At 73.5% G+C, this 26,478-nt stretch carries 20 protein-coding genes; 10 read left to right on the plus strand and 10 right to left on the minus strand.

Features of this window, described 5'->3' with window-relative positions:
• Positions 1-1,168: 1,168 nt before the first annotated feature.
• A complete protein-coding gene (locus AB0L89_RS10455; protein WP_365137488.1) occupies positions 1,169-2,011 on the plus strand; it encodes a class I SAM-dependent methyltransferase in 843 nt (280 codons plus the stop codon).
• A gap of 85 nt (positions 2,012-2,096) precedes the next feature.
• Here AB0L89_RS10455 and AB0L89_RS10460 read toward each other — a convergent pair whose 3' ends face one another.
• From AB0L89_RS10460 to AB0L89_RS10470, 3 genes are all read right to left on the minus strand, one after another.
• A complete protein-coding gene (locus tag AB0L89_RS10460; protein WP_365137491.1) occupies positions 2,097-2,651 on the minus strand; it encodes a DUF1062 domain-containing protein in 555 nt (184 codons plus the stop codon).
• A 288-nt stretch (positions 2,652-2,939) separates the two neighbouring features.
• Positions 2,940-3,590: a DUF4232 domain-containing protein gene (locus tag AB0L89_RS10465; RefSeq protein ID WP_365137494.1), complete on the minus strand. Its 651-nt coding sequence runs from the start codon at positions 3,588-3,590 to the stop codon at positions 2,940-2,942.
• Between the two features lie 313 nt (positions 3,591-3,903).
• Positions 3,904-4,209, minus strand: coding sequence for a trypco2 family protein (locus tag AB0L89_RS10470; RefSeq protein WP_365137497.1), 306 nt, complete (start codon positions 4,207-4,209; stop codon positions 3,904-3,906).
• Positions 4,210-4,309: 100 nt separating this feature from the next.
• Here AB0L89_RS10470 and AB0L89_RS10475 point away from each other — a divergent pair, with 100 nt between their 5' ends.
• Positions 4,310-7,615, plus strand: coding sequence for a trypsin-like peptidase domain-containing protein (locus tag AB0L89_RS10475; RefSeq protein WP_365137500.1), 3,306 nt, complete (start codon positions 4,310-4,312; stop codon positions 7,613-7,615).
• Between the two features lie 24 nt (positions 7,616-7,639).
• Positions 7,640-8,488, plus strand: a complete 849-nt coding sequence (locus AB0L89_RS10480) for a GAF domain-containing protein (protein WP_365137503.1) — start codon at positions 7,640-7,642, stop codon at positions 8,486-8,488.
• A gap of 69 nt (positions 8,489-8,557) precedes the next feature.
• Here the strand turns inward: AB0L89_RS10480 and AB0L89_RS10485 are convergent, their stop codons facing one another.
• Positions 8,558-8,974, minus strand: coding sequence for a hypothetical protein (locus AB0L89_RS10485; RefSeq protein WP_365137506.1), 417 nt, complete (start codon positions 8,972-8,974; stop codon positions 8,558-8,560).
• Positions 8,975-9,434: 460 nt separating this feature from the next.
• On the opposite strand from AB0L89_RS10485, the gene AB0L89_RS10490 reads away from it, so the two are divergent.
• Positions 9,435-9,665 carry a hypothetical protein gene (locus AB0L89_RS10490; RefSeq protein ID WP_365137508.1) on the plus strand — a complete coding sequence of 77 codons (231 nt, stop codon included), beginning with the start codon at positions 9,435-9,437 and terminating at the stop codon, positions 9,663-9,665.
• Positions 9,666-9,704: 39 nt separating this feature from the next.
• Here the strand turns inward: AB0L89_RS10490 and AB0L89_RS10495 are convergent, their stop codons facing one another.
• Complete coding sequence (locus tag AB0L89_RS10495; RefSeq protein WP_365137511.1) at positions 9,705-11,333, minus strand: AMP-binding protein; 1,629 nt, start codon at positions 11,331-11,333, stop codon at positions 9,705-9,707.
• 357 nt (positions 11,334-11,690) lie between these two features.
• On the opposite strand from AB0L89_RS10495, the gene AB0L89_RS10500 reads away from it, so the two are divergent.
• Complete coding sequence (locus tag AB0L89_RS10500; protein WP_365137515.1) at positions 11,691-12,980, plus strand: phosphatase PAP2 family protein; 1,290 nt, start codon at positions 11,691-11,693, stop codon at positions 12,978-12,980.
• Here the strand turns inward: AB0L89_RS10500 and AB0L89_RS10505 are convergent.
• The 4 genes from AB0L89_RS10505 to AB0L89_RS10520 all read right to left on the minus strand — a co-directional run bounded on the left by AB0L89_RS10505 (position 12,975) and on the right by AB0L89_RS10520 (position 18,312).
• Complete coding sequence (locus tag AB0L89_RS10505) at positions 12,975-14,246, minus strand: LCP family protein (protein WP_365137518.1); 1,272 nt, start codon at positions 14,244-14,246, stop codon at positions 12,975-12,977. The two genes, AB0L89_RS10500 and AB0L89_RS10505, sit on opposite strands and share 6 nt — an antisense overlap.
• Positions 14,247-14,255: 9 nt before the next feature.
• Positions 14,256-16,373 carry a bifunctional polysaccharide deacetylase/glycosyltransferase family 2 protein gene (locus tag AB0L89_RS10510; protein ID WP_365137521.1) on the minus strand — a complete coding sequence of 706 codons (2,118 nt, stop codon included), beginning with the start codon at positions 16,371-16,373 and terminating at the stop codon, positions 14,256-14,258.
• A complete protein-coding gene (locus AB0L89_RS10515; protein ID WP_365137524.1) occupies positions 16,370-16,747 on the minus strand; it encodes a hypothetical protein in 378 nt (125 codons plus the stop codon). Before AB0L89_RS10515 ends, AB0L89_RS10510 begins: the two co-directional genes overlap by 4 nt.
• Before the next feature lie 413 nt (positions 16,748-17,160).
• Positions 17,161-18,312 carry a hypothetical protein gene (locus AB0L89_RS10520; RefSeq protein ID WP_365137527.1) on the minus strand — a complete coding sequence of 384 codons (1,152 nt, stop codon included), beginning with the start codon at positions 18,310-18,312 and terminating at the stop codon, positions 17,161-17,163.
• Positions 18,313-18,517: 205 nt separating this feature from the next.
• On the opposite strand from AB0L89_RS10520, the gene AB0L89_RS10525 reads away from it, so the two are divergent.
• Complete coding sequence (locus AB0L89_RS10525) at positions 18,518-19,720, plus strand: aminotransferase class I/II-fold pyridoxal phosphate-dependent enzyme (protein WP_365137530.1); 1,203 nt, start codon at positions 18,518-18,520, stop codon at positions 19,718-19,720.
• A gap of 26 nt (positions 19,721-19,746) precedes the next feature.
• The gene (locus tag AB0L89_RS10530; RefSeq protein WP_365137533.1) at positions 19,747-20,157 is read left to right on the plus strand and encodes a helix-turn-helix transcriptional regulator; all 411 of its coding nucleotides are present in this window, start codon (positions 19,747-19,749) and stop codon (positions 20,155-20,157) included.
• On the opposite strand, the gene AB0L89_RS10535 is transcribed toward AB0L89_RS10530, so the two are convergent.
• Positions 20,144-21,778 (minus strand): helix-turn-helix domain-containing protein, encoded by a 1,635-nt coding sequence (locus AB0L89_RS10535; RefSeq protein ID WP_365137536.1) that lies wholly within the window; start codon positions 21,776-21,778, stop codon positions 20,144-20,146. The two genes, AB0L89_RS10530 and AB0L89_RS10535, sit on opposite strands and share 14 nt — an antisense overlap.
• A 296-nt stretch (positions 21,779-22,074) precedes the next feature.
• Between AB0L89_RS10535 and AB0L89_RS10540 the strand changes: the two genes are divergently transcribed.
• The 3 genes from AB0L89_RS10540 to AB0L89_RS10550 all read left to right on the plus strand — a co-directional run bounded on the left by AB0L89_RS10540 (position 22,075) and on the right by AB0L89_RS10550 (position 26,267).
• A complete protein-coding gene (locus AB0L89_RS10540) occupies positions 22,075-22,932 on the plus strand; it encodes an FAD binding domain-containing protein (protein ID WP_365137539.1) in 858 nt (285 codons plus the stop codon).
• Entirely contained in the window at positions 22,929-25,709 is a 2,781-nt protein-coding gene (locus AB0L89_RS10545) for a molybdopterin-dependent oxidoreductase (protein WP_365137542.1), read from the plus strand. The genes AB0L89_RS10540 and AB0L89_RS10545 overlap by 4 nt, the downstream gene beginning before the upstream one ends.
• Positions 25,710-25,823: 114 nt before the next feature.
• On the plus strand, positions 25,824-26,267 hold the full coding sequence (locus AB0L89_RS10550; RefSeq protein WP_365138555.1) for a molybdopterin-dependent oxidoreductase: 444 nt from the start codon (positions 25,824-25,826) through the stop codon (positions 26,265-26,267).
• The last annotated feature ends 211 nt before the right edge of the window (positions 26,268-26,478 follow it).

Genomic DNA, 26,478 nt, shown 5'->3' on the forward strand with positions numbered 1-26,478 from the left:
AACAGGACATTTGGAACGCCGAGTTTCGGCCAACGGGCTGATCAGTCACTGTCGTTCCGATGCCGAGAGGGGTGGGTCGAGCGGAGTCCCGATCGGCTGATCGCGGTCGGCCGAGAGCGGAGGGCAGGGCCCCTCGGGGGCTCGGGACCGCGCAGCACTACCGGCCCCCGGGACGCGTACCGCACCAAGTGGCGTTCAGCACCAGGTGATTTCCCGCCAGTCGGCCTGGTATATGCGCTGTTCCGCCGTCGGCGTGCCCGCGCGGCCGGTCGAGGCGTTCCCCGACCGGCCGCGCGGACGCGTCCGCGAGACGCGGCATCGACGGCGGCAAGCCGAGCAACGGACGCGGGGGTGGCATCTCCTGGCAGGTCAGGGGCCTTGACCCAGCGGGGCCGAGCCGCGATCCTTCGCCCGGCGGGGTGATCCACGGCCGCCGACGGCGCACATCGATCCCGACATAGGCCTCCATGGCGGGCCTCCCGCCGACCAGGCCGCCCACCTCATCTCCCGGCGGACGCACACAGTGAGTGACGCCAATACCCACCTGCGGAGCGGCCGTTGCACCCCTGACGAAATCCGCGATTCAGCCAAGTCGGGCACCCGGACTGAGAGATTCCGCCGTCGCGACGTCACGTCCGATGGCTGAATCCGAAGCTACGGACGACGTACGTCATGTGCTGAACCGTGCCGCCCCACAACCACGTACCGAAGTTCCCGCTCCCGCCGGCCCCGCCCGCGCAGTCACGTATCCACGCCTCACCCGCGCGGGCCAGATCGCCGGTGGGCTGAATGCCATAGTCGCCGCGTCCCCAGCCGACCGGATTCGCTCGCGCGAAGAGTCCTGGGGAATCCGTCGAGCCTGTTGTCCTGTTTGAGGGCTTGCGGCCGGGCGGCCCTGCTGTTGGTGTAGGCGTGGCTGAGCGGCGGCCCCGGCGCGAGTGATCCTCGGGCGGAGCGGGGTGCCGCCGCCCCTTCTCTCGCGGCCGTCACGAGCGGCCGGCGGTCTCACGACGTGCGCTCACGCAGCACGGCCAAGGTGCCTGGCCCTCGCACCGGAAACGAACCCGAAGCTCGAATCCTTGCAGGCCAGCGGCAGCCCTTCGCCTATCGGGGCGTCAGATCGCCGCATCCGGCGCAATCCCGAAGCTGAAGTCGAAGAGGACTGGCAATGGCTCTTTCCAGAGCGGCAGGGCCGAAGAACGGCACCCGGCGTCCGGCGCGCGAGGCCGCGGTGGCCGCGCAGTACCTGACCCCCGACGACGCGGACCGCTATGCCGCCTCGTACGAGGGCTGGCGGCCGGCGGCGCGGTACTACCGTTCCCGGCTGCACGTGATCGACGAGGCGCTGCGCGCGGGCCCGCGCGGACGTCTGCTGGACGTGGGATGCGGGCCCGGCATGCTGGTGCGGCATCTTCTCGACACCCGCCCCGGGGACTTCCAGATCACCGGATGCGACCTGTCCCCGGCCATGGTCGACGCGGCCGCCGTTCGGGCGAAGGAATCCGGCGACGCCGAACTGACCGTGGCGCGGGTCGAGGACATGCCCTTTCCCGACGGACACTTCGACGTCGTCGTCGCGATGGGCGTCCTGGAGTACTCCGACGCGGACGCCGGACTGCGCGAGATCGCCCGCGTGGTGCGGCCGGGCGGGCTCGTCGTGGTGACGATGCTCAACCCGCTCAGCCCGTACCGCCTGGTCGAATGGTTCGTCTACTGGCCGCTCCTGCGTGCACTGGGCCGCGTGGAGCGACTGTTCGGCGCACCGCGGCACGCCGCGGACGTGTCCGGCATCCGGGCGATCCGGCCGGCCCGGCTCCGCCGGATGATGCGCAGGACCGGACTGACACCGGAGGATGCGGTCCACTACGACGTGACGCCCCTGGTCCCGCCGCTGGACCGGCTGGTCCGCCGGTGGAGCCGGACGTGGCGCGACCACCCCGAGAAGACGGTGAGCCGAGGCGTCCGCCGCCGGCTGGGCACCGCCTACCTGCTGAAGGCGCGGCGCGACTAGTACGAGACCGTAGGGGCGGGCACAGGGTGCGGACACCGTGACGGCCGGGGCGCGGGCGGTGTCCGCGCCCCGGCCGTCACGCGGGCTACGCCCGGCGCTTGAGCAGGAAGGCGAAGTCGCTGGAGACCCTGCCGCCCAGCCGGACCGCCGAGATGAGGTGCTCCCGCGCGATCAGTCGCTCGACCTCGGCCCTGGGCAGACCGCAGCCGTCCGCGATGAGGCGCACCGGCCGGACCGGTATCCGCGCCGCGAAGGTGACGGACACGTCGATCACCTCGCGGTCCAGATGGCCCGAACCGCCCGTGTCCAGACTCCAGGCGCCCGTCCAGTCGAGGGCGATGCGATTACGGCGCTGCACGACCGGGTCCTGGAGCAACTCGGCTGCCAGAGCGAGGTCGTTGTCGTGCATCCGCTCCAGCAGCTCGGGCAGTACGGAGCGGACGTTCGTCCGCTCGAAGACCGTGAGCTTCGCCGTGTCCCCGCACGAGACGCAGAGCACGAGGAGCCAGGCGTCGAGCAGTTTGTGGTGCGCGTTGACGCGGAATTTGCCGTTGGCCCGGAAGCGTCCGGACGCGCACGCGTGGCAGCGTCGGAGCACGGCGGGCAGGCGGGTGGGCATGACCACCCAGATGTCGAGCACAGAAGTACACCGGTTTCCCGTGAGAAGTCCGCAGCAAGAAGCAGCGCGGCGCGCAGGGCGCGACGCGCGACGAATCAGCGCTTGGGGGGTCTCACACGGTGTACAACGGCACGTCCTTGCCTGGGCGACTCGATCGGCAGCACGGTAATGGCGGACTGCTGCGACGCTCCACTGCTTTTCGGGCGCGCGCGGCGCCTCAGCACGCCGGGCCCGACCAGTCGGCTGAACCGCTGGTCGGGCCCGGTGGCACGACGGCCGGGCGGCTACGGCCCGGTGGCGTACGACGGGTCAGCTCGCTCCGCCCTGGCCCGCGCTGCCCATCGGGCCGACCTTGACCGGGGAGCCGCCGTCCTCGGTGACGGGCAGGGTGGAGGCGCCCGGCCACTCCAGGGAGAACGACTTGGTCTCGCCGGGCGGGGTCACGACCAGGCCGGTGACGCTGACGCCGGAGCCGCCCGAGTCGTTCTTCGGGTAGGTCACGCCGAAGGACACCGACTCGCCGTCCTTGAGGACCATCGGGCTGGACTGGCCCGTGCGCGTGGCGGACAGGTCGCCCTCGCTCGTCTTCAGGTCGATGCCCGCGTACCCGCTCAGGGCGCAGTCCTTGCCGCCGCCGTTCTTGAACGTGACCGCGACCGTGCCCTCGTCGTCACCGTCGATGGTCGCGTCCTGCGCCGTGATGTCCAGGGCGTCGGTCCGGCACTTGTCCGCCTTGGCGTTCGTACCGGCCCCGGAGCCGGCGGAGTCCTTGCCCGCGGGTGCGGGCTCCTGCCCGGCCGAGTCCTTGCCGCCACCCTGCTCCGAACCGCCCGAGGACGAGGAGGAGGACGAGGAGGACGAGCCGTCGCTCTGCGCCGAACCGTCATCGCCGTTGCAGGCCGTCAGCGAGAGACCCGCGGCAACGACAAGGGCGGCGAAGGTGAGCTTGCGAACGCGCATCGTTTTCTTCCTCAAGATCGGTGGGAGGGGTCGGCCACTCGCCCCGGGCCGGTGTTCGGCGCCGGTACGAGCGAGCGATTCTGCACACCAGGACCCGCCCGGTCCCGCCGGCCGTTCCGCCCCACCACCCGCTAATACATTCCCGTTACACACGTGGCCGTGCGCGACGGGCACCACGACACTCCCCCGACCAGTCGTGACGGCGGTTCCCACCGCCTCCGGGCACTTGTTCGAGGTCGCCGTCCGTTGCAACAGACCCGTGACTCGGGGGAACTTGACCACGAAGGGCGGGGTGCTCTCGGGGGCGGGGCGCCTAGCGCTCCCCGTCCGCCTCCTCGCCCGCGATGTACGCGGTCGTGAAAGTCCCGTCACTCGTACGGAGCCTGGGCTGCAGGGTCAGGGTGATCCGCTGGGTCCGCGAGGACGAGCGTGCGGTGTCCGCCCCGCCTTCCAGTACCCAGAACCGGATCTTTCCCTGCCCGCCCGCCGTACGCTCCGCCGCCACGGTCGCCTCGATCTCGACCGGGCCGAGTTCGAACCGGACCGGGTGATCCGCGCCGTCGGCCAAGGCTTCGTTGAGTTCCGCGCGCAGGGCGCGAATCATTTCGGCGAGTTCCACCGTGTGTCTCCTTGGCGCGCGGGGTCCGCCGTACTCTCTACCAAGTGGCTTGCGCAGCACGGCAGTTGATCGGGTAAAGCCTAGCTATACGGCGGCTCGGGTGGAACAAGCGAAGGACGCGTCGGGCCTGCGGGTCGGCCGGGTGGCCGAGATCCTCGTGACGCACGACGCCGGTCGACGCCACGGGTCGGGCTACCTGGTCGGACCCGGCACCGTCCTGACCGCCGCGCACGTCGTCGCGGGCGCCCTCCGCGCACGCGTGCGGTTCGAGGCCGACCGGCCCGGCGAATACAGCGTCGAGGCTCAAGTGCGGTGGTTGCACGCGGGCGTTGACGTCGCCGTGCTCGGCGTACCGGCGCAAGAGGCGTCGCACATCGGCACGGCGCGCTTCGCCCGGGTCCCCGAGGAAGACGTACTGCTGCGGTGCAGTGCCGCGGGCTTCCCCCGCTTCAAGTCGCGCGTGAGGAGCGACGGTTCGCGCTTCCGGGACTGCGAGCACGTCCACGCCACGTGCTCGGTGCTGGCCAACCGCCGCGAGGGGACGCTGGACCTGCGCGTCCCCCGCCCCTCCCCCGCGGAGGCCGGCACACGCTCCGGCTCGCCCTGGGAAGGCATGTCCGGCGCCGCGGTGTTCAGCGACGGCCGGATCGTCGGCGTCGTCTCCCGCCATCACCTCGGCGACGGGTCCGGCCGCCTCGGCGCCTGTCGGGTGGACCGCTGGGCCGAGAGGCTGTCGGCGGACGAACTCGGGCGGCTGGAGGACCTCCTGGGCTGTCGGCTGGCGCCCGACGCCCTGGCGAGCGTCGGTGAACAGGAGCGGCGTGCCACGTCGTACGCGGCCGAAGGCCGGCTGGACCGCTATCTGGCCGCGGCCGAGCGCTACGCCGGCACGCACCCCTACGACGACGTGTCGTTCGGCCGCACCCCGCCGCTCGCGGACGTCTATCTCCGCCGGTGTGTCAGGAAGCGTCTGATCGAGCACCCGGAGGACGGCGGGGAAGCGGGGAGCAAGGGAACCCGGGAGCGGCTCCCCGAGCGGCTCCTCGAAGAGGTCTCCGCCGACGAGGTGTTCACCGGCGCGGAGCCGTGCGTCGTGGTGGCCGGGGCCGGCGGCGGCAAGTCCAGCCTGCTGCGCCGCTGCCTGGCCCTGGGCATCGAGGCCCGGCGGCATGGTGGGACAGGGGGGACAGAAGCGACAGGAGGGACAGGGGCGGCAGGGAGGCCGCCGGAGGCTGCAGAGACCGGGGCGAGCAGTGCAGGCAGTGCGGGCAGTGCGGGCAGTGAGAGCAGTAAGACGGGCGCGGGCAGTGAGACCGTTGCGGCGGGTGAGGCCAGTGCCCCCACTCGACTCACCCCCCTCAACGTCCCCGTACTCGTCCCCGCCGCAGCACTCGCCGGCCTGCCGTTCGCGGAGGCCCTCGCCGCCGCCGCGACCGCGGAGCTGGCGCCCTTCGGGCTCCTGGAGACGCTCTCCCCGGAGTTGTTCAGCAGCGGCCCCGCACCCGGCGCCCGCTGGATGGTGCTGGTCGACGGCCTCGACGAGATCGCCGACGTCCGGCTCCGGCGGAGCCTTCTCGGGAATCTCGCGGCGCTCGGTGAACGCGGAGACGCGGTCCCGTACCGGTTCGTCGTCGCCACGCGCCCGCTGCCCGACCAGGAACTGGAGAGCTTCCGGCTGCACTACGTCCTGAAGCCGTTCGAGGAGCACGACGTGCGCCGGCTCGCCCAGGCGTGGTTCCGCTACCTGGGCGTACCGGATCCTCCGGGAGCCGCCGAGCGCTTCCGGGCCGCCCTGGAAGAGGCGAACCTGGCGGAGCTGGCGGGCAGTCCGCTCATGGCCACCATGCTGTGCCGCCTCTACGCGGCCGGGCCGGACGGGACGCTGCCGGGCAGCCGGGGCGGGGTCTACCGCAGCTACATCGAGCTCCTCGACAGCGGTCGCGACCCGGCCGGTCTCGTGCGGGTCCGGGCCCAGAGCCGCGCCGCCCTCCAGGGGCGCGGCACCGGCGCCCTGGCAGCCGTCGAACGCACCCTGGACCATCTGCCCGCCCTGATCGCCCACGTCGCCGACGTCCTGCACGGCGACAACCGGCTGTCCGCGATCGAGGTCCTGGAGGCGCTGCCCGCGGCGGCGCGTCCGCGTGCGGTCCCCCCGCGGGAGTGGCGTACGTTCCTGGAGGCCGCGCTGCGCGGCAGCGGCCTGCTGACGGCCGGTGCCGGGCGGCTGGAATTCTGGCACCAGACGCTGCTGGAGTTCCTGGCCTCGCAGCACGCCATGACCGACGCCCGTTCGCTGGAGGCCGCGCTCGATCGCGTCTTCGCCGCCGCGACCTACGGGCACGGGCCGTCATACCTGGACATCGCGAGCCTCCGTATGCGGCGCGACTTCACGGTCATCCGTATTCCGTGGCAGTACCTCTCCTACATCGCCTTTCTCCTGGATGCCGCCTCGGAAGCCGGCGACCACGAGGCGACGCAGCGGATCGGCGGGCGGCTGTGCCGTCTGCTCGACGCCGACAAAGGTCCGCTGCCCGCCTGCCAGTTCATCGTCCAGCTCGTACGGTTCGGTGCCGTGGTGCCCGAGGAGGTCGTGAACGCGGTCGTGAGCACCGCGTACGAACTGCTGGGGGTCGGTCCCTCCCCCCCGCTTCGAGGAGGCCGACCCCTTCGACCGCTTCGAGAAGGGCAACGAGATCGTCGACGTCGTGCTCGGCGTGGGGCACTTCGACGCCATCGGGATCTGCGCGGACCTCGTCACGCGCCCCCGGCTCGACGACCGGGACGCGATGTGGGCGGCCCGTGCCCTGCCGCGGGAGGGCGGCGCGCGGGGCATCGAGCTGTGCGTGCGCCTCGCGTCGGACACCTCCCTCGCCGGAGCCGTGCGCGTCAGACCGGCGCGTGCGCTGATCGGGTGGGATCCGCGCGGCGCGGATCTGTGCGCCGGCCTGGGGCAGGACGCCGCAGTGGACGACGCCGCCCGGGTGACGGCGCTCCGGGCCCTGGCGCGGCTGGGCGATCCGCGCGCCGCCGACCTGTGCGCGGACCTCTGCGCGAAGCCCACGCTCGGCGCCACGCACCGCACCTGGATGGCCATCCTGCTGGTCTCCCTCGGGGATCCGCGCGGAGCCGACCAGTACGCCCTGCTCGCCGGGGACACCCGGCTCGGCCTCGCGCGGCGTCGACGGCTCATCGGGACGCTGGGGCGGCTCCCGTTCGCCCGCGCGGGCGACCTGTGCGCCGAACTGGCCGAGGACCGCGGACAGTTGAGGCGGATCCGGGTCGCCGCCGCCGAGGCCTTGCTGTCGCGCTGCCCCGACGCACGCGCCCTCGCCCTGGTCAGGGCGCTGTCCGCCGAGACCGCCGCTCGTGGTGCGGGAACTCGGTAGGCTGGAGGTTCCGTGTCTAGCGCATTCGGGACAGGGGTGGGGCCATGGCCCAGTCTTGGTCGGTGTCCGGCGTCGAGGTGTCCGTCAGTTCACGGCCCGAGCGGACGATCGTCCACGTGGCGGGAAAGCTGCACCACAGCGCCGTCGTGGCGCTGCGCAGACAGCTTTCCCCCCTGTCGGACCACGGCTACTGCCTGGTGCTCGACTTCAGCCGCGTCTCGTTCCTCGGGTTCGCCGGGGTGGAGCTGGTCGAGGCGATGGCGGAGCAAGTGCGCTCCGCGGGCGGGGAGATGGAGGTGTGGGGAGCCAGCGATCCCAGGCTGCGGGCGCTTCATCTGCGGGGCGGCCTGCGGGCCCTGCGCCTCAAGGACGGCGACGGCACGCCGTCCGCTGCCGCCGCCCAGGGGCGCAATGAGAGGGTGCTGCGCGAGGCGCTGGCCACGGCACTGCGGGCGACCGGGGCCCCGATGGGCAACGCCCAGATCCTCGACACCGCGTCGACAGGCCTGCACATCGCGGTGCAACGCGGCTTCCGTCAGCCGTTCTTGTCCTTCTTCCGCCATGTGGAGGTCGGCGGCGGGAACGGCGGGGAGGCCACCGGGAGCGGCCGGGAGGCCATCGGTCACGGGAGCAGCTGCGGCCTGGCGGCGCAGCGGCAGTCCCCCATCTTCGTCGAGGACGTCCGTGCGTCACCCCTGTTCGTGGGGACGACGGCGCTGGACGTCCTCCAGGACGCGGGCGTCCGCGCCGTCGCGTCGCTGCCCGTCGTCAACGCCGCGCAGGAGCTGACGGGCATGATCTCCACGCACCACGCCCGGCCCATGGCGTGGACGCCCGAGGTCCGGGAAGAGCTGCGGCACGTGGCCCGGGCCGCCGGTCAGCTGGCGCAGTAGGCGTACGTATCCGCATGGGGGCGCGTACGCGCACTCCAGCGGCGTACGCGCGTAGCTGAGGCGCGCGGATCAGCCTGGTGGCGAAAGCGGGCGGGCCGGTGCGACGGCGACGCGGAGGCATCTGAGCGCCAGTTCGGGCGCGTTGACGTCCCACTCCTTGGCCTCCGCGCCGGGTACGCGGCTGGCGGACCAGACGGCCACGAGGAGCCGCCCCGCGGTCTCCAGCTGCTCCCGTGGGGCCTCGATCGCCGTCTGGGCGATGGCCTTCTCGGCCATCTCGCCCAGGGCCGGGTCGGTGGTGGTGCGGGATTCGGCACCGTGCATCAGGACGGCGTACAGCGTCATGAAGACGTCGGCGTCCTCGGCGGCGAGCTCGATGGCGTCCTGGGCGTAGCGGACGAGCTCGGAGAGCCGCATGAGCTGACGACCCAGCGGCTCGCCGCCACCGTCGGCGCCGGTTCCATGCTGAGACAGAGGGCGGTCCATGGGTCCTCACCCGGGGGAGTCTGGGCGAGCATGCGGTGCGGGTCCGAACCGTGAGCGGACGCTCACGAAGGACCCACCACAATTCTGCCCCATGTCCCCTCTTGCCGGGATGGAACCGGCCTTCCGGTCACGACTACGGCGCGAAACGGCCCCGGGCGAAGACCCCGCTCTCGGCCCGTTCACCGGCCTGCGCGGCCTGCGCCCTCGGCAGGCTCGGCTCAACTGCCCCGCGGAAGCGGTCGCACACCCACACATGCGTTTCGTAGAGGTGCCGGACGGCCGTGCAGTGTCACGGTGAGCAGTCGCGGCGGAGTACACCGCACGGCACCCCGCCGTCGGGCCGATGGCCGTCCTCCCCCTGGACGCGGCGGGCGCGAACGCGGCGCTGGTGGCCCGCAAACCCTGACGCCCCACCGCGTCCCGCCCCCGGCGGCGCGGGACGACGGACTACCCTGGCGAGATGTTCAAGTCGCGCAAAGTACGTGAAGAGGACGCCTGGGACGGCACCGTCGTCGACAAGACCCGCAGGGCCACCGACGGTTCCAACCTCTACCACTACGTCGAGGTGCGCCTGAAGGACGGCGCGTCCATGAAGGCCCGTGTCGAGAAGGCCCTGTGGGAGTCGCTGGCGCCGGGTGACCGCCTCGTCAAGGAAGCGGGCACCGCGGCGCCGACGAAGGTGCCCCGGTAGCGGGCACCCGGCGAGCCACCTCCGTGGCGGCCGGGTCGCCTACGGCGTACCCGCCGCCGCTCCGCCCGTCCACGCCGCGCGCAGCGCCTTCTTGTCCACCTTGCCGACGTTCGTCGTCGGCAGCCGGTCCAGCAGGACCGTCCGGCGGGGCGTGTACAGGTCGCCCAGCTCGGCGGTCACCGCCGCGCCGACCGCCTCCGGGTCGACCTCGGCGTCCTCGGCCGTCGCCAGGAAGATCTGGACGGCCTCGCCGTAGTTCTCGTCCGGCACGCCCAGCGCCGCCGCGTTGCGCACGCCGGGCAGGGTGAGCAGGAAGTCCTCCAGGACACGGGAGTACACGTTGTCGCTGGTGCTGCCGGTGACGATGATGTCCTTGGCCCGGTCGACGAGGTACAGGTACCCCTCGTCGTCGAGGTAGCCCATGTCCCCGGTGCGCAGCCAGCCCTCGTGGAGCGCCGCCGCGGTGCGCTCGGGGTCCTCGTAGTAGCCGAGCATCACGGTCTCGCCCCGCACGCACACCTCGCCGACCTGCCGGACGTCGAGCGCCGCCGTGCTGTCCTCGGCCCGTATCTCTATGTCGACGTCGGCTATCGAGCGCCCGCAGCTGCGCCAGAGCTCGGGCCGCCGGGCCGCCTCCGTGGCGAGGTCCTCCGCGCCGAACCCGGTGATGCCGAGCGCCTCCGACTGTCCGTAGCCCTGACTGAGCACGGGCCCGAAGACCTCGACCGTCTGCTGGAGCCTGCTGGGCGACGTCGCCGCGCCGCCGACGACGATCCGCCGCAGCGCGGGGAGCGCGCCCGGCACGCACTCCGGGTGGTCGAGCAGCGCGTACAGCATGGGCGGTACGAACATGGTGGCGGTGATCCGCTCCTCGCGCAGCACCGCGAGCGCCGCGCCCGCCTCGAACTCGGGGAGCACGACGAGGGCGGAGCCCGTGACCAGCGTCTGGATCGAGGTGAGATGGCCGCTGCCGTGCGTGAGGAGCGTGGCGACGAGCACCCGGTCCGTGCCCGGGGCCATGGCCGGGAAGAAGCCGTGGCGGGAGTCCTCCGGGTCGTCCTCCACCAGTTCCACCAGCGCGTCGTAGAGCCGGTGGCTGTGCGCGGCGAGCTTGGGGCGGCCCAGGGTGCCGCCGGTGTAGAGGACGGTGACGGCCTCGTCCGCCGCCGGGGCGGGCACGCCGCCGGGGCGCTCCTCGGGGCACTCGTCCGCCAGGGCCAGCAGGTCGGCGCACGGCTGCTCGCAGGGGCCGAGGCCGAGGAGCACGGGCGCGTGGACGCTGCGTCCCGCCGCGTCGGCGGCCCGCTCCGCGAAGAGCGGGTCGGTGACCACGACGCGCGCCCGGGACTGCTCGACCAGCGCGGCGAGTTCGCCGGGCCCCGGCTCGGGCGGCAGGAAGACGACGCGGCAGCCGATGAGGTGGACCGCGAGCTGCACCAGGACGGAGTCCACACGGTTGGCCAGGAACAGCCCCACTCCGTCGCCGGGTGCGAGCCCCTGCCGGCGCAGCGCGTGCCCGAGCCGGAACAGCCTGCGCCGCGCCTCTCCCCGGGTCAGCCGCAGCTCGCCCTGGACGAGTGCCTCGGTGTCCTCGTCCTTGTGCCAGTGCTCCAGGATGTGGTCCACGTAGGTCCGCGGCTCGGATGTCCCCTGTGCGTTGATGATCATGAACACATGCAAACACGCGGCACGGATCCACCGGCTCCACAGGGGGCATCTTCGGCCACCGACCGGCGGAGTACTATGCCCCGCTCTGCGCCGGGCGGTCGGCTTTCCGGCGTCACCACCGCGACGGCGGGCGGCACCCTCGGGGCACCGGCCGACGCCGTCTCCCCCGGCCGGTCGGCCGCCCGTCTCGCACCGATGGGATGATCGGGTCTCTCGACGAGCGCACCAGCACCTCACACATCGGCCGGACACTTGATACCTGCACCTTCGCGGCCCTCTCCGCGGACAGACCCCAGCACCACGCCCCCCGGCACCGCGTCCACCGGTACCACGCCCCCCGCCTGGCGCCGGCCACGCGTGCTCCTCTGGGCCGCGGCGGGCGCCGTGGCCCTCGGTTTCCTCGTCGCGCTGGAGATCGCCGCGCGGCACTACGGCGGCGTACCGGGGCCGATCACCAACCAGGCGCGCGAGGTGATCCTCCCGCCCAAGCCGGGGCCGCTGTACGGCGGTCTCGCGCTGATGATGGTGGTGCTCACCTGGCGCCAGCGGTTCATCGCGGCGGGTGCCGCCGTCGGCATCGACCTCGTCTTCGTCCTGGCGCGGTGGGCGCTGGACGCCGAGGTGCCCGAGGACCACTTCTTCGGCAACGGCGCGCTGTGGGCGATGCTGGGCTGCGCGGCCTTCGCGCTCACGCGCCGCACGGGCAAGGAGCGCGTGCTGCTCCTGAAGGGCGTGGGGCTCGGCCTGCTCCTGGTGGCCGGCCGCAAGACCGGTGACACCTGGCTGCTCATCACGTCGAAGACCCGGCCGACCGTCCTCGACCCGTACGTGGCGATCGCCGATCACGCGCTGGGCAACCCCTCGTGGCTGGCGGGCCGGCTCCTCAGGGCGAGCGGTCCGGTCAGCACGTACGTGCTGGACCTCGTCTACGCCCAGCTCGCGGTGGCCGCGATCGTCGTCGCCCTCTACCAGCTGCGCAACGTGGCGGCCGAGCGGCGCTTCCCCCGCCACCACCTCGTCCGCACGTTCCTGGTCATCGGCCTCATCGGGCCCGCCTTCTACATGGTCTTCCCGGTGGTCGGGCCGATCTTCGCCTACGGTCCCGGCACCTCCGGCACCGGCGGCCTGGAGTGGGCGGTGGCCGACCTGTGGCCGCACACACCGCTGCCGATCGGCGCCCCGCACCCGGTGCCGTACGACGGGATCACCCCGCGCAACTGCATGCCCAGCCTGCACACGGCGTGGGCCACCGCGATCTTCATCCACTCCCGCAGGGGCCCACGCCTGCTGCGCTACGCGGGAACGTTCTGGCTGACCGCCACGCTCTGCGCGACCCTGGGCTTCGGCTACCACTACGGCGTGGACCTCGTCGCCGGCGTGGTCTTCACGCTCACCGTCGAGGCGGCGCTGCGCACGTACGACCGCGGCTGGGACCGCGCGGGCCTTGGCCTGGTCGCCCACGGCACGGTGGTCTTCACCGCGCTGCTGCTGTCGTACCGGTACCTGCCGATGGAGATGGCCGCGCGCCCGTGGCTGTCCGGCCCGCTGGTCGTCGTGGCGATGCTCTCGGTGATCCACGGCTACGTACGCACCACCAGGGCGTGGGAACCGAAGCCCGTACCGGCGCCGCGCCTCGCGGTGTCATGACCTCCGCTTCCGCTCCCCCGTCTCCGTCACAGGCCGGTCGTGCCGCAGGTCGGCGAAGAGGCGGGACGACCTCTCGCGGTCCCAGGTGAGGACGTTGCCCTTGGGGGTGGGGACGCCGAAGCCGGACACGGGCACGTTGATCTGCCTGCCCTTTCCGCCCGCGACGCCCTGCACGGCGCGGAACATCTCGCCGAGGTCGCGCAGGCTCATGTCCTCGTCGACGATGAGCGTGTCGAGACCGGCCTGCGCGGCCGGGCCGATCTCCATCGGGTCGAAGAGCGTGCCGGGCCGGGCGGCCTGCTGGGCGAGGGCCGACAGGAACTTCTGCTGGTTCCGCGACCGGCCCAGGTCGCCCTCCCGCTCCTGGTGGCGCTGGCGGACGAACGCCAGGGCCTGGTCGCCGTCCAGGGTCTGGCAGCCCTTGCGCAGGTCGGCGCCCGACTTCTTGTCCTTGATGTCGCGGTCCAGACACATCCGTACGCCGCCGATGGCATCGACGATGTCCACGAACCCGGCGAAGCCGATCTCCGCGTAGTGGTCGATGCGCAGCCCGGTGTTCCGCTCGATGGTGTGGACGAGCAGCTCCGGGCCGCCGTAGGAGAAGGAGGCGTTGAGCTTGTCCCCCTCGGGGCGCTTGGTCTTGCCCGTGTTCGTGTCGAGGCGGCCGGGGACCGTCACCCACGAGTCGCGCGGCAGGCTCACCATGCTGGTGCCGTGGGCGCCGGTGTGCAGCAGCATCATCGAGTCGGTGCGCCGGCCGCCGCCCCCGCCGGCGTGCAGATCCCGCACGTCGCCCTCGGAGAGGCCGTCGCGGCTGTCCGAGCCCACGATCAGGTAGTTGGTGCCCTCGCCGGGCGGCGGGCGGTCCCCGTACGCGCCGAGGTCGACGTCGCGGTTGAGCCGGGTCTCGGCCCAGCCGTACGTACCGCCCGCCGCGACCGCCACGGCGGCCAGCACGACGAGCACCGCCCGCCGCAGCCGTCTGCGCTTCTTCGGCCGGCGGGCATGGGCGCGCCGGGGTCCGTAGCGGGAGCTGGGGCGGTCGGCGAAGCGCTCGCGGGCGGCGGCGTCGTCCGAGGGGGCGTCCGGATCCGGGTCGGCGTGCGGATCCGGACGCCACAGCGGGCCCGTCACGCGGACCGGCTCCCAGGGCGCGGGGGGCCTTCCCGCGTGGGTGCGGGCGTGGGCGTTCCCCTCGTGTCCCTGGTACTCCCCCGTGGGCATGGTGTCTCCGGCCCGCTGGTCAAGCGGGTCTGTCATGGTCAACTCCCTTGGTCAGGTACCGGGTCCGACTCGCGCGGCCGCTCTCCGGTTCCCCGTGCCGAGCGGCTCCGCGGGCGGCGCGTCGAGCAGATACGGATCGGCGGTGCCGGTGCGCTTCATGCTGTGCCACTTCATGCGCGAGCCGAGCAGCGCCGTGGTCACGGAGTGGATGACCACCAGGTACATCAACTGCCGGTAGACGAACTGCTGGAGCGGCAGCGCCCAGAGCACGCGCAGCCGCTCGCGGTCGAGCCGCAGCGCGTACGCGGCGGTGACCACCTGCGCGGAGAGGAAACCGAACCAGACGAGGGCGGCCTCCACCGGGTCCCGGAACACCGCCCCGAACAGGGCGAACATGTCCACGACCGGCGCGCACAGCGGCAGCACGATCTGGAACAGCGTGACGTAGAGCAGCACCCGCCGGCCGAAGCGCCCGGCGGGGCCGACCTCCGCCACGGCGTGCCGGTGCTTCCACATCGACTGGAGCGTGCCGTAGCACCAGCGGTAGCGCTGGCGCCACAACTGCCGCACGCTGGTCGGCACTTCGGTCCAGGCGACCGCCGACTCCTCGTACACGACGCGCCAGCCGGCCCGCCACAGCGCCATCGTGAGGTCGGTGTCCTCGGCCAGGGTCTCGTCGCTGACGCCGCCGATGCCCATCAGGGCGTCCCTGCGGAAGGCGCCGATCGCCCCCGGCACCGTGGGCATGCACTCCAGGACCTCGAACATCCGGCGGTCGAGGTTGAAGCCGAGGACGTACTCCAGGTGCTGCCACTTGCCGAGCAGGTGGCGGCGGTTGCCGACCTTGGTGTTGCCGCTGACCGCACCGACCGCGGGGTGGGCGAGCGGCTGGATCAGCCGGGCGAGCGCCTCGGGCTCGAAGATGGTGTCCGCGTCGACCATCACGACGATGTCGTACCGGGCGTGCGCCAGGCCGGTGTTGAGGGCGCTGGGCTTGCCGCCGTTGGGCTGGCGGATGACCGTGACCCGCGGGTCGTCGATGCCTTCGGCGATGTCGGCGGTGGTGTCGGTCGAGCCGTCGTCGATCACGATGATCTGGAGGTGTTCGTGCGTGGAGGCCAGCAGCGAGTACACCGTGGAGGCGATGCCCGCCTCCTCGTTGTACGCGGGCACGAGCACCGTCACCGGGTCCCGCACCTCGCGCAGCCGCGGCGCGCCGGGCCGGTACCGGTGGAGCCTGCGCACGTGGAGCCGGGCGAACAGCGCGAACAGGAGCATCCGCAGGACGCCGAGGACGCCCGCGAGGGTCAGCGTCCACACCATCACGGTGAGGAAGGCCCGCCCGAGCTTCTGCGACCAGATGAGCCCCTCCCCCTTGATCTCCTGGGCGACCGGCACCTCGTCGACGAAGGAGGGCCGGTCCAGGCCGCCGCTGACGGTGGTGAACCGTTTCACCCTGTGGTCCCGCAGCAGGTCCTCGGCCTCGTGGTAGCCGAGGTCGGTCTGGCTGTGCTGCGACACCAGACCGCGCCACGGCTTGCGGTCCTTGTGGTCCGATGCGACCACGAGGTATCCCTGCTCGGCCGCGCGGCGCGCGGCGGGCCACTGGGGGCCGCAGAGCGTGTCCGCCGCCGTGGTGTGCGGCAGGCGCAGCAGGGTGGTGTTGATGCCGCCCGCGCCCGCGAGGGCGCTCTGGGTGAGCGACAGTTCGAGGCGGGCGCGCAGCGGCGAGGCGACGCCGAGGTCGCCGCCGCTGTAGGTGTACGAGCCGATCTCGTGGCCCTCGTACAGGATCCGTCGCAGCAGCTTCGGGTGGCGGGCCGCGTCCTTGCCGTAGACGAAGAAGGTCGCCCGCGCGTGGTGCCTGCGCAGCAGGTCGAGCAGGCGCGGCGTCCACACCGGGTCGGGTCCGCCGTCGAAGGTGAGCGCGACGGTCCCCGGCGGCATGCCCGCGGTGGCGACGCCCTTCGGGCCGAACCGCAGCAGCGGTTTCCCGTCGTCGGCCTCGCGCGGGATCGGGCGGGTGCACGGCGGTTTGGTGCGCGCGGCGTCGATCTGGTGGGTCGTCCACCCCTCGAAGAGGAGGGCGACGGTGACGACCAGGAGGATCAGCGCGAGCACGAGCCAGTGCCCGCGCGGCGGACGGCGGACGGCCGAGCGCCGCCTCACCTCCGGGGGCCTCCGGCCGGCGGGGCGGATCTGCCGGCGGGCGGCCGACGGTGCTTGTCGCGTTCCGCGCGCTCCCTGGCCGCCGCCTGACGGGCCTCGGCGCGGACGGCTCCGCCGGAGCGGTGTGCCTGCCTGCCGTCGTCGTCCTGCGCCGAGGGCCCGTCCACCCGGGGCGGCTGCGTGCCGACGGGCTGGAGAAGCCCGCTCGCCAGGGTCCCGACGAAGGCCAGGTAGCCGAGGCAGACACCGCCCACGACCAGCGCGGCGCCCTGCAGGGCGCGCCTGCGCCAGCCCGACTCGTCGACGAAGACGGGGAGTTCGGGTTCGGCGTCCTGGGCGCGCGGTGGCGCCGGGGCCGCGCGCGGGACGGCCACGGGGTGTGGCCGCCCCCGGTGGGCAGGGGGTATGGGCGACGATCGCCCGTCGTGCGGTGTGCCGGCTATGTGGGGGGTGCCCTGCACTGTTGCTCCTGATCTGCGGCCGCGCGAGCACGGCTCTTTGTCTGTGGGGGGTACGGGCCGGGGCCCGCGGTACTGCGGTACTGCGGTCGTGCGGTTCCGCGCGACCACGGGCGTACGGACGTGCCGTACTGCCGCGCTCCCGGGTGGGGCCGGGACGCCGCGCAGGCCCCGACCCTACTCGGGCACCCGGGTGGCAGGGCAACAGGCACCCGGGCGCGGGCGGGGGCGTTCCGGCCGGTCGGCGAGGGGTCGGGACCGCTTCGCGGCGGCGCGGACGGCGGCGGGCGTCGGCCGCCGGAGGGGGCCGCCGAAGTCCCGCCGGGCGGCTACTTCTTCGGCTCCCTGAAGCGCCCGAACGCCTTCGTGAGGGCGCTCAGCGGCGAGGCGTCCGGCTTGGCGGAGGGGTCGGCCGCGGGGCCCGGCAGGGCGTCGCTGCCCGCCAGGTCCTTCAGCGCGGCCTGCGCCGCCTCGGCGGCCTCCTGGTACAGGTCACGGGACTTCGTCATGGCGTCGAGCGCCTCGGCGTACCGGGTGACCATGGACTGGGCGTGGGTCAGCTCCTCGTCCGGGGTGAGCAGGTGCCAGCCCTGGCGCAGCCGCGTCAGGGCCTGCTCGGCCTCCGGCGTGAGCGGCCGCGGCAGCGCCGCGAACTGCTTGATCCTGTCGAGGAGTTCGGCCGGTTCCGAGCCGTCGAGGAAGACACTGCGGACCGTGAAGTCCTCCGCCTCATAGCCCGCCACGCCCGGCGTCTTCGGCAGGATCACCGCGCCGCCGCGCGGCATCCGCACGCCCAGCTCCCGCTTCATCGCGAAGTCGGCGATCTGCGCCTGCTCGGGGGTGCCGCGGTGCTCGACGACCTGGTGCCGCAGGCTGGGCGGCAGGAACGCCGAGACGGGCCGCTGTCCCTTCGCGTCCGGGGTCATCGCCTCGTGCACGACCACGTGGACGTACCAGCTCTGCCGCGTGCAGTCCCGCAGCCGGCGGCGCAGTTCGTCGTCGTCCTTCGGCAGGTGGTTCGCCGACCGCAGGCGCACGTCCGGGACTATGTCGTGGTCCCAGGCGACCTGGTCGCTGTCGGGCCAGAACATGGTGGCGGGCGAGGGCCAGTGCGGGTCCCAGGCGTGCTCCGCCTCCGCCGCGAGGACCCAGGTGACGCCGTCCCCGCTCCTGCGGCGGCCCTCGGCGTCGTACAGGGTCAGCTGCGCGCGCACCGTGACGTCGTCGGCCACGCGCCAGCGGGCCTCGAAGAGCCGGCGGGCGGACGGGCCGGGGTCGGCGGACTCGTCGCGCGGGTGCAGGACGGTGGCGCGGGCCGCCTCGACGGGGTCGAGGTCCAGGAAGTCGTCGAGCACCCCGGCCGCCTTCAAGGCGATCAGGTTGCGCCTGACGTCCTGCTCGGGCTCGCCCCCGAAGTGGCGCCCGCGGCCCAGCCACGCGGTGGCGGGGACGGTGGCCGTTGCGGTGCTGGTCTTGGTCATGAGGCGTTCTGTGGGTGGGTCGGCTGTGGTCGTTCCATGGGAGATGTGTGGTCGTCCTGTCGGTACTTCTGGCTTGAACAGTATGGTCTGTGAACCTGTGCAGGGAAGCGCTACCCCGGACTCGGCCGTGCCACGCCCCACCGGTCCGCCCCGGCGGCGCGGGCGCACCGTACCCTCGCGCCCGCCCCGTGCCTACGCTCGCCCCATGGACCAGTCGACGAACCACCTCACCGTGTCCCGCGTCGCCAATCCGCTGCGGCAGCTCTCCCTGGAGCGGCTGCGGGAGCGTACGAGCATGAAGTGGCGGACCTATCCGGCGGACGTCCTGCCGCTGTGGGTGGCCGAGATGGACGTGCCGGTCGCCGAGCCGGTGGCGCGGGCGGTCCGCGAGGCCCTGGAGCGCGGGGACACCGGCTATCCGGCGGGCAGCGGGTACGCGGAGGCGTTCGCGGGGTTCGCCGCGCGGCGCTGGGACTGGGACGGGCTCGCCGTCGAGCGGACCGCCGTCGTACCCGACGTGATGCTCGGCATCGTCGAGATGCTCAAGCTGGTCTCGGGGCCCGGCGACCCCGTCGTGGTCAACTGTCCGGTGTATCCGCCCTTTTACCAGTTCGTACGCAACGCGGGACGGCCGGTCGTCGAGGCACCGCTCGACGCGGCGGGGCGGCTCGGGTTCGACGCGCTGGAGGCCGCGTTCCGCGAGGCCGCGGCGAGCGGCGGACGGCCCGCGTACCTGCTGTGCAGCCCGCACAACCCGACCGGCACGGTGCACTCCGCCGCCGAACTGGCCGAGGTGGCGCGGCTGGCGCGGCGGTACGGCGTGCGGGTCGTCGTGGACGAGATCCACGCGCCGCTCATGGCCGCGGGCACCCGTTTCGTCCCGTACCTGAGCGTGCCGGGCGGCGAGGACGGCCTGTCGCTCCTGTCCGCGTCCAAGGCGTGGAACCTGGCCGGTCTCAAGGCGGCGCTGGCCGTCGCGGGGCCCGCGGCCGCCGACGACCTGGCCCGCCTGCCCGAGGAGGTCGGCCACGGCCCCAGCCACCTCGGGATCATCGCGCACACCGCGGCCCTGCGGGAGGGCGGCGCGTGGCTGGACGCGCTGCTCGCCGGGCTCGACGAGAACCGGCGGCTGCTGGACGCGCTGCTGCGCGCGCGGCTGCCGGCCGTGCGCCACCGCCCGGCCGAGGCCACCTACCTCGCCTGGCTGGACTGCCGCGGGCTCGGCCTGGGCGACGACCCCGCGGCCGTGTTCCTCGATCGCGGGCGGGTCGCCGTGAACGCGGGGACGAGCTTCGGGCCCGGCGGGGAGGGCTTCGTCCGCCTGAACCTCGCCACCTCCCCCGAGATCCTCACCGAGGCCGTGCGCAGGATGGCGGCGGCCGTCCGGGGCGACCGCGCCGCGGGCTGAGGCACCCGCCCGGCTAGGGTGCCCCCGTGCCCACATTCAGCATCGGCGAGGCGGCGCGGCTGCTCGGCGTGAGTCCGGAGACCGTGCGCCGCTGGGGCGACGGCGGCCGGCTGCGCATGGAGCGGGACGGCCCCGGGAACCGGCGGATCGACGGCGTGAGCCTCGCGGCGTTCGCGAAGGAGCGGGCCGAGGGGGCGCACCCGGTGCCGGACGAGGTGCTGACCTCGGTGCGCAACTCCTTCACGGGGATCGTCACCTCGGTGCGCGGCGACGACGTGCTGGTCCAGGTGGAGATCCAGTCGGGTCCGCACCGGGTGGTGTCCGTGGTGAGCCGCGAGGCCGTCGAGGAACTGGGCATCGAGGTCGGCGTGACGGCCACCGCCCGGGTGAAGTCGACGGCCGTCCACGTCGACCGGCCGCGGTTCAGGAGCCCGTGACGGCCTCGTCCTCCGGTGCACGGCAGCACAGGGCGGCGTACAGGTCGAGCTTGTGGTCGAGGCGCGACAGGTCGCGGCCGGTGAGGGCCTCGATGCGCTGGATGCGGTAGTGCACGGTGTTCACGTGCAGGTGCAGGGCCTCGGCGGTGCGGGCCCAGGAGCCGTTGTGCGCGAGATAGGTCTCCAGGGTGTGCAGGAGCACGCGCTGTGAGGCGTCGCCCCGGTCGGCGAGCGGGCCGAGGGCCTGCGCGGTGAACACGGTGCGCACGGCGTCGGGGACCCCGGCGAGCAGGGTGCCGAGCGTGGTCATCCCGTCGGTGCGGGTCAGCCGGCCGTGCCGGGGCGTGGCGGTCCGGGCGGCCGTGAGGGCGTAGCGGGCCTGGGCCAAGCTGCGGGCGAGCTGTTCCGGCGCGTCCACCGGGGCGCCGAGTCCGCCGTGCAGGGGGCTGCGGGGCGTGCGGGCGGTCAACAGGGGCCAGATGTCGTGGAGTTCGAGGCCCTGCGGATACGTGTCCTGCGCCAGGTGGACCACGGCGGCGGCCGTGCCGTCCGCGAGGTGTCCGACGGCGAAGGGCGGGTGGCCCGGCCATACGTCCCGTACGTCCCGCGCCGCGTCCCCCGGCGCGGGTGCGCCGAGGTGCCGTACCGCCTCGGCGAGCGCGGCCGGCACCGCACCCCCGTGCGCCGCCGCGGGACCGCTCGCGCCCCGCGGGCCCACGGCGGCGGCGATCACCTGGTACGCGCCGTCCTCGGGGAGGCCGCAGGCGCGCAGCGCGGCCCGGAGCGCGGCGCCGTCCGGCGCGGGAGCGGTGCCTTCGAGGAGGGCGAGGAGCGCCGTCGCGTGCCGGGCGGCATCGGCCTCCGCGCGCAGGCGGCGCTCCCGGTGCCGGGCCAGCACGTCGGCTATCTCGTGCAGCAGGCGCGGCGGCGCCTCGTCGGGGTCGTGCAGGTACAGGTGCCAGCTGTCGTACGCGGTCGCGTCCGTCTCGATGCGCAGGCCGATGCCGGACGGCCGGGTCAGCTGCCGCAGGGCCCGCGTCGGGGAGAGGTCCGGCGCGGCGGGCGTGCGGGCGACGGTCCGGCCGGTGGCGGTGAGCAGATGGCAGGCCGGGGCACCGAGGTGGGCCAGCGCGCGGTCGAGCAGCGTGGCGACGTCCGCGTCCGCCTCCAGGAGGCGGCTCAGTTCGACGCGGACGTTCTCGGGCAGCGCGTGGTGGCCCGAGGGGCGCCGGCTCAGGTCGCCCCACTGGCGCAGGTAGACCGCGTCGATGATGGCGCGGAAGTCGGTGTGCGAGGGCACCGAGGCCAGCGCGATGCCGTGCGCGCGGCAGGCGTCCACGAGGGAGTCGGGGACGGTGCCGTGGGTCTCCTCGCCCGCGAGGAGGGCGGCGGCGCCCGCGGTGGCGAGGGCCGCGACGAACCGGTCGACCTTCGCCCGCCCGTCCTCGGGGCGCCACCAGACGAGGCCGCTGAGCACGACCTCGCCGTCCCGCACGAAGCGCGTCGGGTCCTCCAGGTCGGTCGCGGTGACGCCGCTGATCTCCCGGGCCAGCGGGGCGCCGTCGCCCCACAGCAGATTCAGGTCGAGGGAGGTCAGCCGGAGGAGGTCTTCGACGTGCATGGGTGGTGGCTCCTTGGTGCGGGTGTGCCTGCCGCGCTGCGGACGCGACATCTCACGTTCACCAGGTGAATGCGAGACACAGCATCGTATGTGCCAGGCGATCTGGCCGGTATCCCTCTTGGTCGATGCTCCAGGGCGAGGCCCGGCCGGCCGGTGTTTTCCGTGGTGTGGCCCAGTCGTGCGGGCCGGTGCCGCGTTGCTTCACTGACTGCCGCAGCACGCGACATCGGCCGAAAGTGCCCGGCCGTCCCGGGTCGCGTCCAGCGGTCGTCCAGCGGTCGGAGGTGGCTGACGCCATGGATCTCAATACGGTCATCGAGGTGCGGGACGCCCGCGAGCGGGTGCCCTGGCGGCCCGGCGACGGGTGGCTGGGCGGGGGCACCTACCTCTTCTCCGAGCCGCAGCCGCACCTGCGGCGGCTCGTCGACCTCGGCCGCATGGGCTGGACGCCCCTCCAGCGGCTGCCCGACGGCTCCCTGGAGATCGCCGCGACCTGCACCATCGCCGAACTCTCGCGCAGGGCGCGGCGGATGGACGCGCCCGCGGCCCCGCTCTTCGAGCAGTGCTGCCGCGCCTTCCTCGCCTCGTTCAAGATCTGGAACATGGCCACCGTGGGCGGCAATCTCTGCAACGCGCTGCCCGCGGGCCCGATGATCTCGCTCACCGCCGCCCTGGAGGGCCGGTGCCTGCTCGTCGCGCAGGACGGCTCGACCCGCCGCGTCGACGTCGCCGACTTCGTGACCGGGGCGGGCCGCAAGGTGCTCGCCGAGGGCGAGTTGCTGCGCTCGGTCACGCTGCCCGCGCGCGCCCTGGCCCTGCGGACGGCGTTCCGCCAGGTGTCGCTGTACGGCCTCGGCCGCTCCGGGGCCCTGGTCATCGGCGCGGTCGACCCGGCCGACGGCTCCTTCGCCCTGACCGTCACAGCGGCGACGGTACGGCCGTTCCGCCTGTGGTTCCCGCTGCCGCCCCGGGCCGCCGAACTGCGGGCCGCGCTGGCGCGCACGGTGCCGGACGACGCGTGGTTCGACGACATCCACGGCCTGCCTGCCTGGCGGCGGCACATGGCCTTCCGGCTTGCCGAGGAGATCCGCAGGGAGCTGGCGGAGCTGGAGCACCGGCCCGCCGCCGACCCCGAGGAGGGGGACCCCCGATGACGTACGAGATCGAGATCAACCGGCAGCGCTCCACCGCCGAGCCCCGCGCGGGCCAGTGCCTGCGCACCTACCTGCGCGAACGCGGCTGGTTCGGCGTGAAGAAGGGGTGCGACGCCGGGGACTGCGGGGCCTGCACGGTCCATGTCGACGGCGCGCCGGTGCACAGCTGCCTCTATCCGGCCGTGCGGGCCGCGGGCCGCAGCGTCACGACCGTCGAGGGCCTCGCCTCCCCCGAGGGCGAACTCCACCCGGTGCAGCAGCGGTTCCTCGATGCCCAGGGGTTCCAGTGCGGCTTCTGCACCGCCGGATTCCTGATGACCACGGCCGCCCTTGAGGCCGAGCGCGGCACCGAGCACGACGACGGCAAGCTGGCCGACCTGCCGCGGGCGTTCAAGGGCAACCTGTGCCGCTGCACGGGCTACCGCGCGATCGAGGACGCGGTGCGCGGCGTGCGGCACACCGAACGCCCCTGCGCGGGCCGGTCCGTCGGGGCGAGCCTCGGCGCACCGGCCGGGCCGCAGGTGGTGACCGGCACCGCCCGCTACACCTTCGACGTCGACGTCCCCGGGCTGCTGCACATGAAGCTGCTGCGCTCCCCGTACCCGCACGCCCGGATCGTCGCCGTCGACACGGGCGAGGCCCTCCAGGTCCCCGGCGTGCAGGCCGTGTTCACCCACGAGGACGCGCCCGACGTGCTGTACTCGTCGGCGCGGCACGAGCACCCGACCGAGGACCCCGACGACACCCGGGTCCTGGACGACGTCGTGCGGTACGTCGGCCAGCGCGTCGCCGCCGTGGTCGCCGACAGCGAGCAGGCCGCCGAGGAGGGCTGCCGGCGCATCCGGGTGACGTACGAGCAACTCCCGTACGTCACCGACCCGGAGGCCGCGATGGCGCCCGGCGCGCCCGCCCTGCACGGCGACAAGGGGGCCGACGCGCGCATCGCGCGGGCCGAGGACAACGTGGCGGGCGAGGTGCACGGCGAACTCGGCGACGTCGAGGCGGGGTTCGCCGAGGCCGACGTCGTGTACGAGGAGACGTTCCGCACCCAGCGCGTGCAGCACGCGAGCCTGGAGACCCACGGCTGCGTGGCCTATTTCGAGCCGAAGGAGGAGGGCGACGGCGAGCGGCTGACCGTGCGCTCCTCCACCCAGACGCCGTTCCTGACCCGGCGCGCGCTCTGCGCCCTGTTCGGGCTGCCCGAGGACGAGGTGCGGGTGGTCGCGGGCCGGGTGGGCGGCGGTTTCGGCGGCAAGCAGGAGATGCTCACCGAGGACGTCGTGACACTGGCGGCGCTGCGGCTGCGGCGGCCGGTGAAGCTGGAGTACACCCGGGCCGAGCAGTTCTACGGGGCGACCACCCGGCATCCGTTCACGATCACCGTCAAGGTCGGGGCGCGGGCGGACGGCACGCTGACCGCGCTGCGGATGCGAGTGGTGTCCAATACGGGCGCGTACGGCAACCACGGCCCGGCGGTGATGTTCCACAGCGTCGGCGAGTCCTTCGCCGTCTACCGCGCCCCGCACAAGAAGGTCGACGCCTACTCCGTCTACACCAACTGCGTGCCGGCGGGCGCCTTCCGCGGCTACGGCCTCGGGCAGGTCACCTTCGCCGTCGAGTCGGCCATGGACGAGCTGGCCCGGCGCCTCGGCCTGGATCCGCTGGTCCTGCGCGAGCGCAACATCATCGGCGCGGGCGAGCCGATGGTCGGCCCGACCGGCGAGGAGGAGGACCTCTTCATCGCCTCGTACGGTCTCGACCAGTGCCTGTCCGTCGTCCGGCGGGCCATCGCGGACGACACGAGCGAGGCGCCCGAGGGCTGGCGGGTCGGGCAGGGCACGGCCCTCGCGATGATCGCGACCGGGCCGCCGGGCGGGCACTACGCCGACGCGACGGTCTCCCTGCTCGCCGACGGCACGTACGACATCGCGGTCGGCACCGCCGAGTTCGGCAACGGCACCACGACCGTGCACAAGCAGATCACCGCGGGCGCCCTGCACACGACGCCGGACCGGCTGACGGTCCGCCAGTCCGACACCGACGTCGTGCGCCACGACACCGGCGCCTTCGGCTCCGCCGGCACGGTCGTCGCCGGCAAGGCGGTGCTGCTCGCGGCGACCTCGCTGGCCGAGCGCCTGACGACGCTGGCCGCCCGGCACACCGGGGTGCCCCGGCACCAGTGCGTGCTCGGCGCCGAGGAGTTCGACTGCGCGGGCCGCGTCGTGCCCCTGAAGGAGCTGTACGAGGCGGCTCACGCGCGGGGCGCCGAGGGCGAGTTGACGGCGGACGGGCACTGGGGCGGCAGTCCGCGCTCGGTGGCCTTCAACGCCCAGTGGTTCAAGGTCGCCGTCGACCCGGACACCGGCGAGACCCGGATCCTGCGCAGCGTGCACGCCGCCGACGCGGGCAAGGTCATGAATCCGATGCAGTGCCGCGGCCAGGTCGAGGGCGGCGTGGCCCAGGCGCTCGGGGCCACGCTCTTCGAGAACGTACGCGTCGACGAGCGCGGCGAGGTGACCACGGCCGCCTTCCGCCGCTACCGGCTGCCGCAGTACGCCGATGTGCCGCGCACCGAGGTCCACTTCATGGAGACGCGGGACGCGATCGGCCCGCTGGGCGCGAAGTCGATGAGCGAGAGCCCGTTCAACCCGGTCGCCCCGGCGTTCGCCAACGCGCTGCGGGACGCGACGGGCCACCGCTTCACCGAACTGCCGCTGACCCGCGACCGCGTCTGGCTCGCGCTCGACGAGCGGGCGCGCGGGGACGGCACCGGCTGAGGCGGCATCTGCCACCCGGTCACCCGTATCCGGCTCACATTCCCCATCCCGCATCGGGGTTTCGAGGGGCATTCCCGGGTACGACACATGCGGCGCGAGGGGGACGGCGAGGGGATGGAGATGGGGATGATCCGGCTCGTGGTGGTGGGCGCGGTCGACCGGCCGGTGCGGCTCAGCGTCGCCGATCTGCGTCGGCGCTGGCCCGCGCAGGAGGCCGAGGTGACCTTCGACTGTGCGACCAGCGGGCCCCGGCGCCACACCTTCCGGGGGCCGCTGCTGCGCGAGGTGATCGTGGCGGCGGGGCCCGGCTTCGACCCGGCCCGCCGCAAGGACCGCTCCCGCTTCCTCCTGGAGGTCACCGGCGAGGACGGGCACGCGACGGTGCTGTCCTGGGCCGAGATCGACGAGGACTTCGGCAACGCGCGCGTCCTGCTCGCCACGGAGCTCGACGGGCGGGAACTGGACCGACTGGGCTGCCAGTTGGTGGTGCCCACCGACCACTGCGGGGCGCGCTACATCAGCGGGATACGGCGGATCAGGCTGGGCACGGCGGCCTGAGGGCCACGGGCGGCGGCCCGAAGGACACGACACGGGAGACGGTCCGAGCACGACGCCCGGCGGCGCCCAACGCCCCTTGGCGGAAGCCTTTTGCCCAACACCCCCTTGACGGAAGCCTTTTCCCAACACCCCCTTGGCGGAAGCCTGTTGTCCGGATCCGGACGGACGAGGTCCCGGTGATCCGCTGGACAATGGCTCCGGGACCATCGGT

Origin of the sequence: Streptomyces sp. NPDC052114, assembly GCF_040680155.1 — a bacterium.
In the GTDB taxonomy this organism is placed as follows: Bacteria; Actinomycetota; Actinomycetes; order Streptomycetales; family Streptomycetaceae; genus Streptomyces.

Coding starts and splice junctions, on each gene's coding strand:
- AB0L89_RS10490 (WP_365137508.1), top strand. CDS start 9,435: ATGTTCAAGTCGCGCAAAGTACGTGAAGAGGACGCCTGGGACGGCACC.
- AB0L89_RS10550 (WP_365138555.1), top strand. CDS start 25,824: ATGGAGATGGGGATGATCCGGCTCGTGGTGGTGGGCGCGGTCGACCGG.
- AB0L89_RS10455 (WP_365137488.1), top strand. CDS start 1,169: ATGGCTCTTTCCAGAGCGGCAGGGCCGAAGAACGGCACCCGGCGTCCG.
- AB0L89_RS10485 (WP_365137506.1), bottom strand. CDS start 8,974: ATGGACCGCCCTCTGTCTCAGCATGGAACCGGCGCCGACGGTGGCGGC.
- AB0L89_RS10525 (WP_365137530.1), top strand. CDS start 18,518: ATGGACCAGTCGACGAACCACCTCACCGTGTCCCGCGTCGCCAATCCG.
- AB0L89_RS10535 (WP_365137536.1), bottom strand. CDS start 21,778: ATGCACGTCGAAGACCTCCTCCGGCTGACCTCCCTCGACCTGAATCTG.
- AB0L89_RS10545 (WP_365137542.1), top strand. CDS start 22,929: ATGACGTACGAGATCGAGATCAACCGGCAGCGCTCCACCGCCGAGCCC.
- AB0L89_RS10465 (WP_365137494.1), bottom strand. CDS start 3,590: ATGCGCGTTCGCAAGCTCACCTTCGCCGCCCTTGTCGTTGCCGCGGGT.
- AB0L89_RS10520 (WP_365137527.1), bottom strand. CDS start 18,312: ATGACCAAGACCAGCACCGCAACGGCCACCGTCCCCGCCACCGCGTGG.
- AB0L89_RS10540 (WP_365137539.1), top strand. CDS start 22,075: ATGGATCTCAATACGGTCATCGAGGTGCGGGACGCCCGCGAGCGGGTG.
- AB0L89_RS10495 (WP_365137511.1), bottom strand. CDS start 11,333: ATGATCATCAACGCACAGGGGACATCCGAGCCGCGGACCTACGTGGAC.
- AB0L89_RS10480 (WP_365137503.1), top strand. CDS start 7,640: ATGGCCCAGTCTTGGTCGGTGTCCGGCGTCGAGGTGTCCGTCAGTTCA.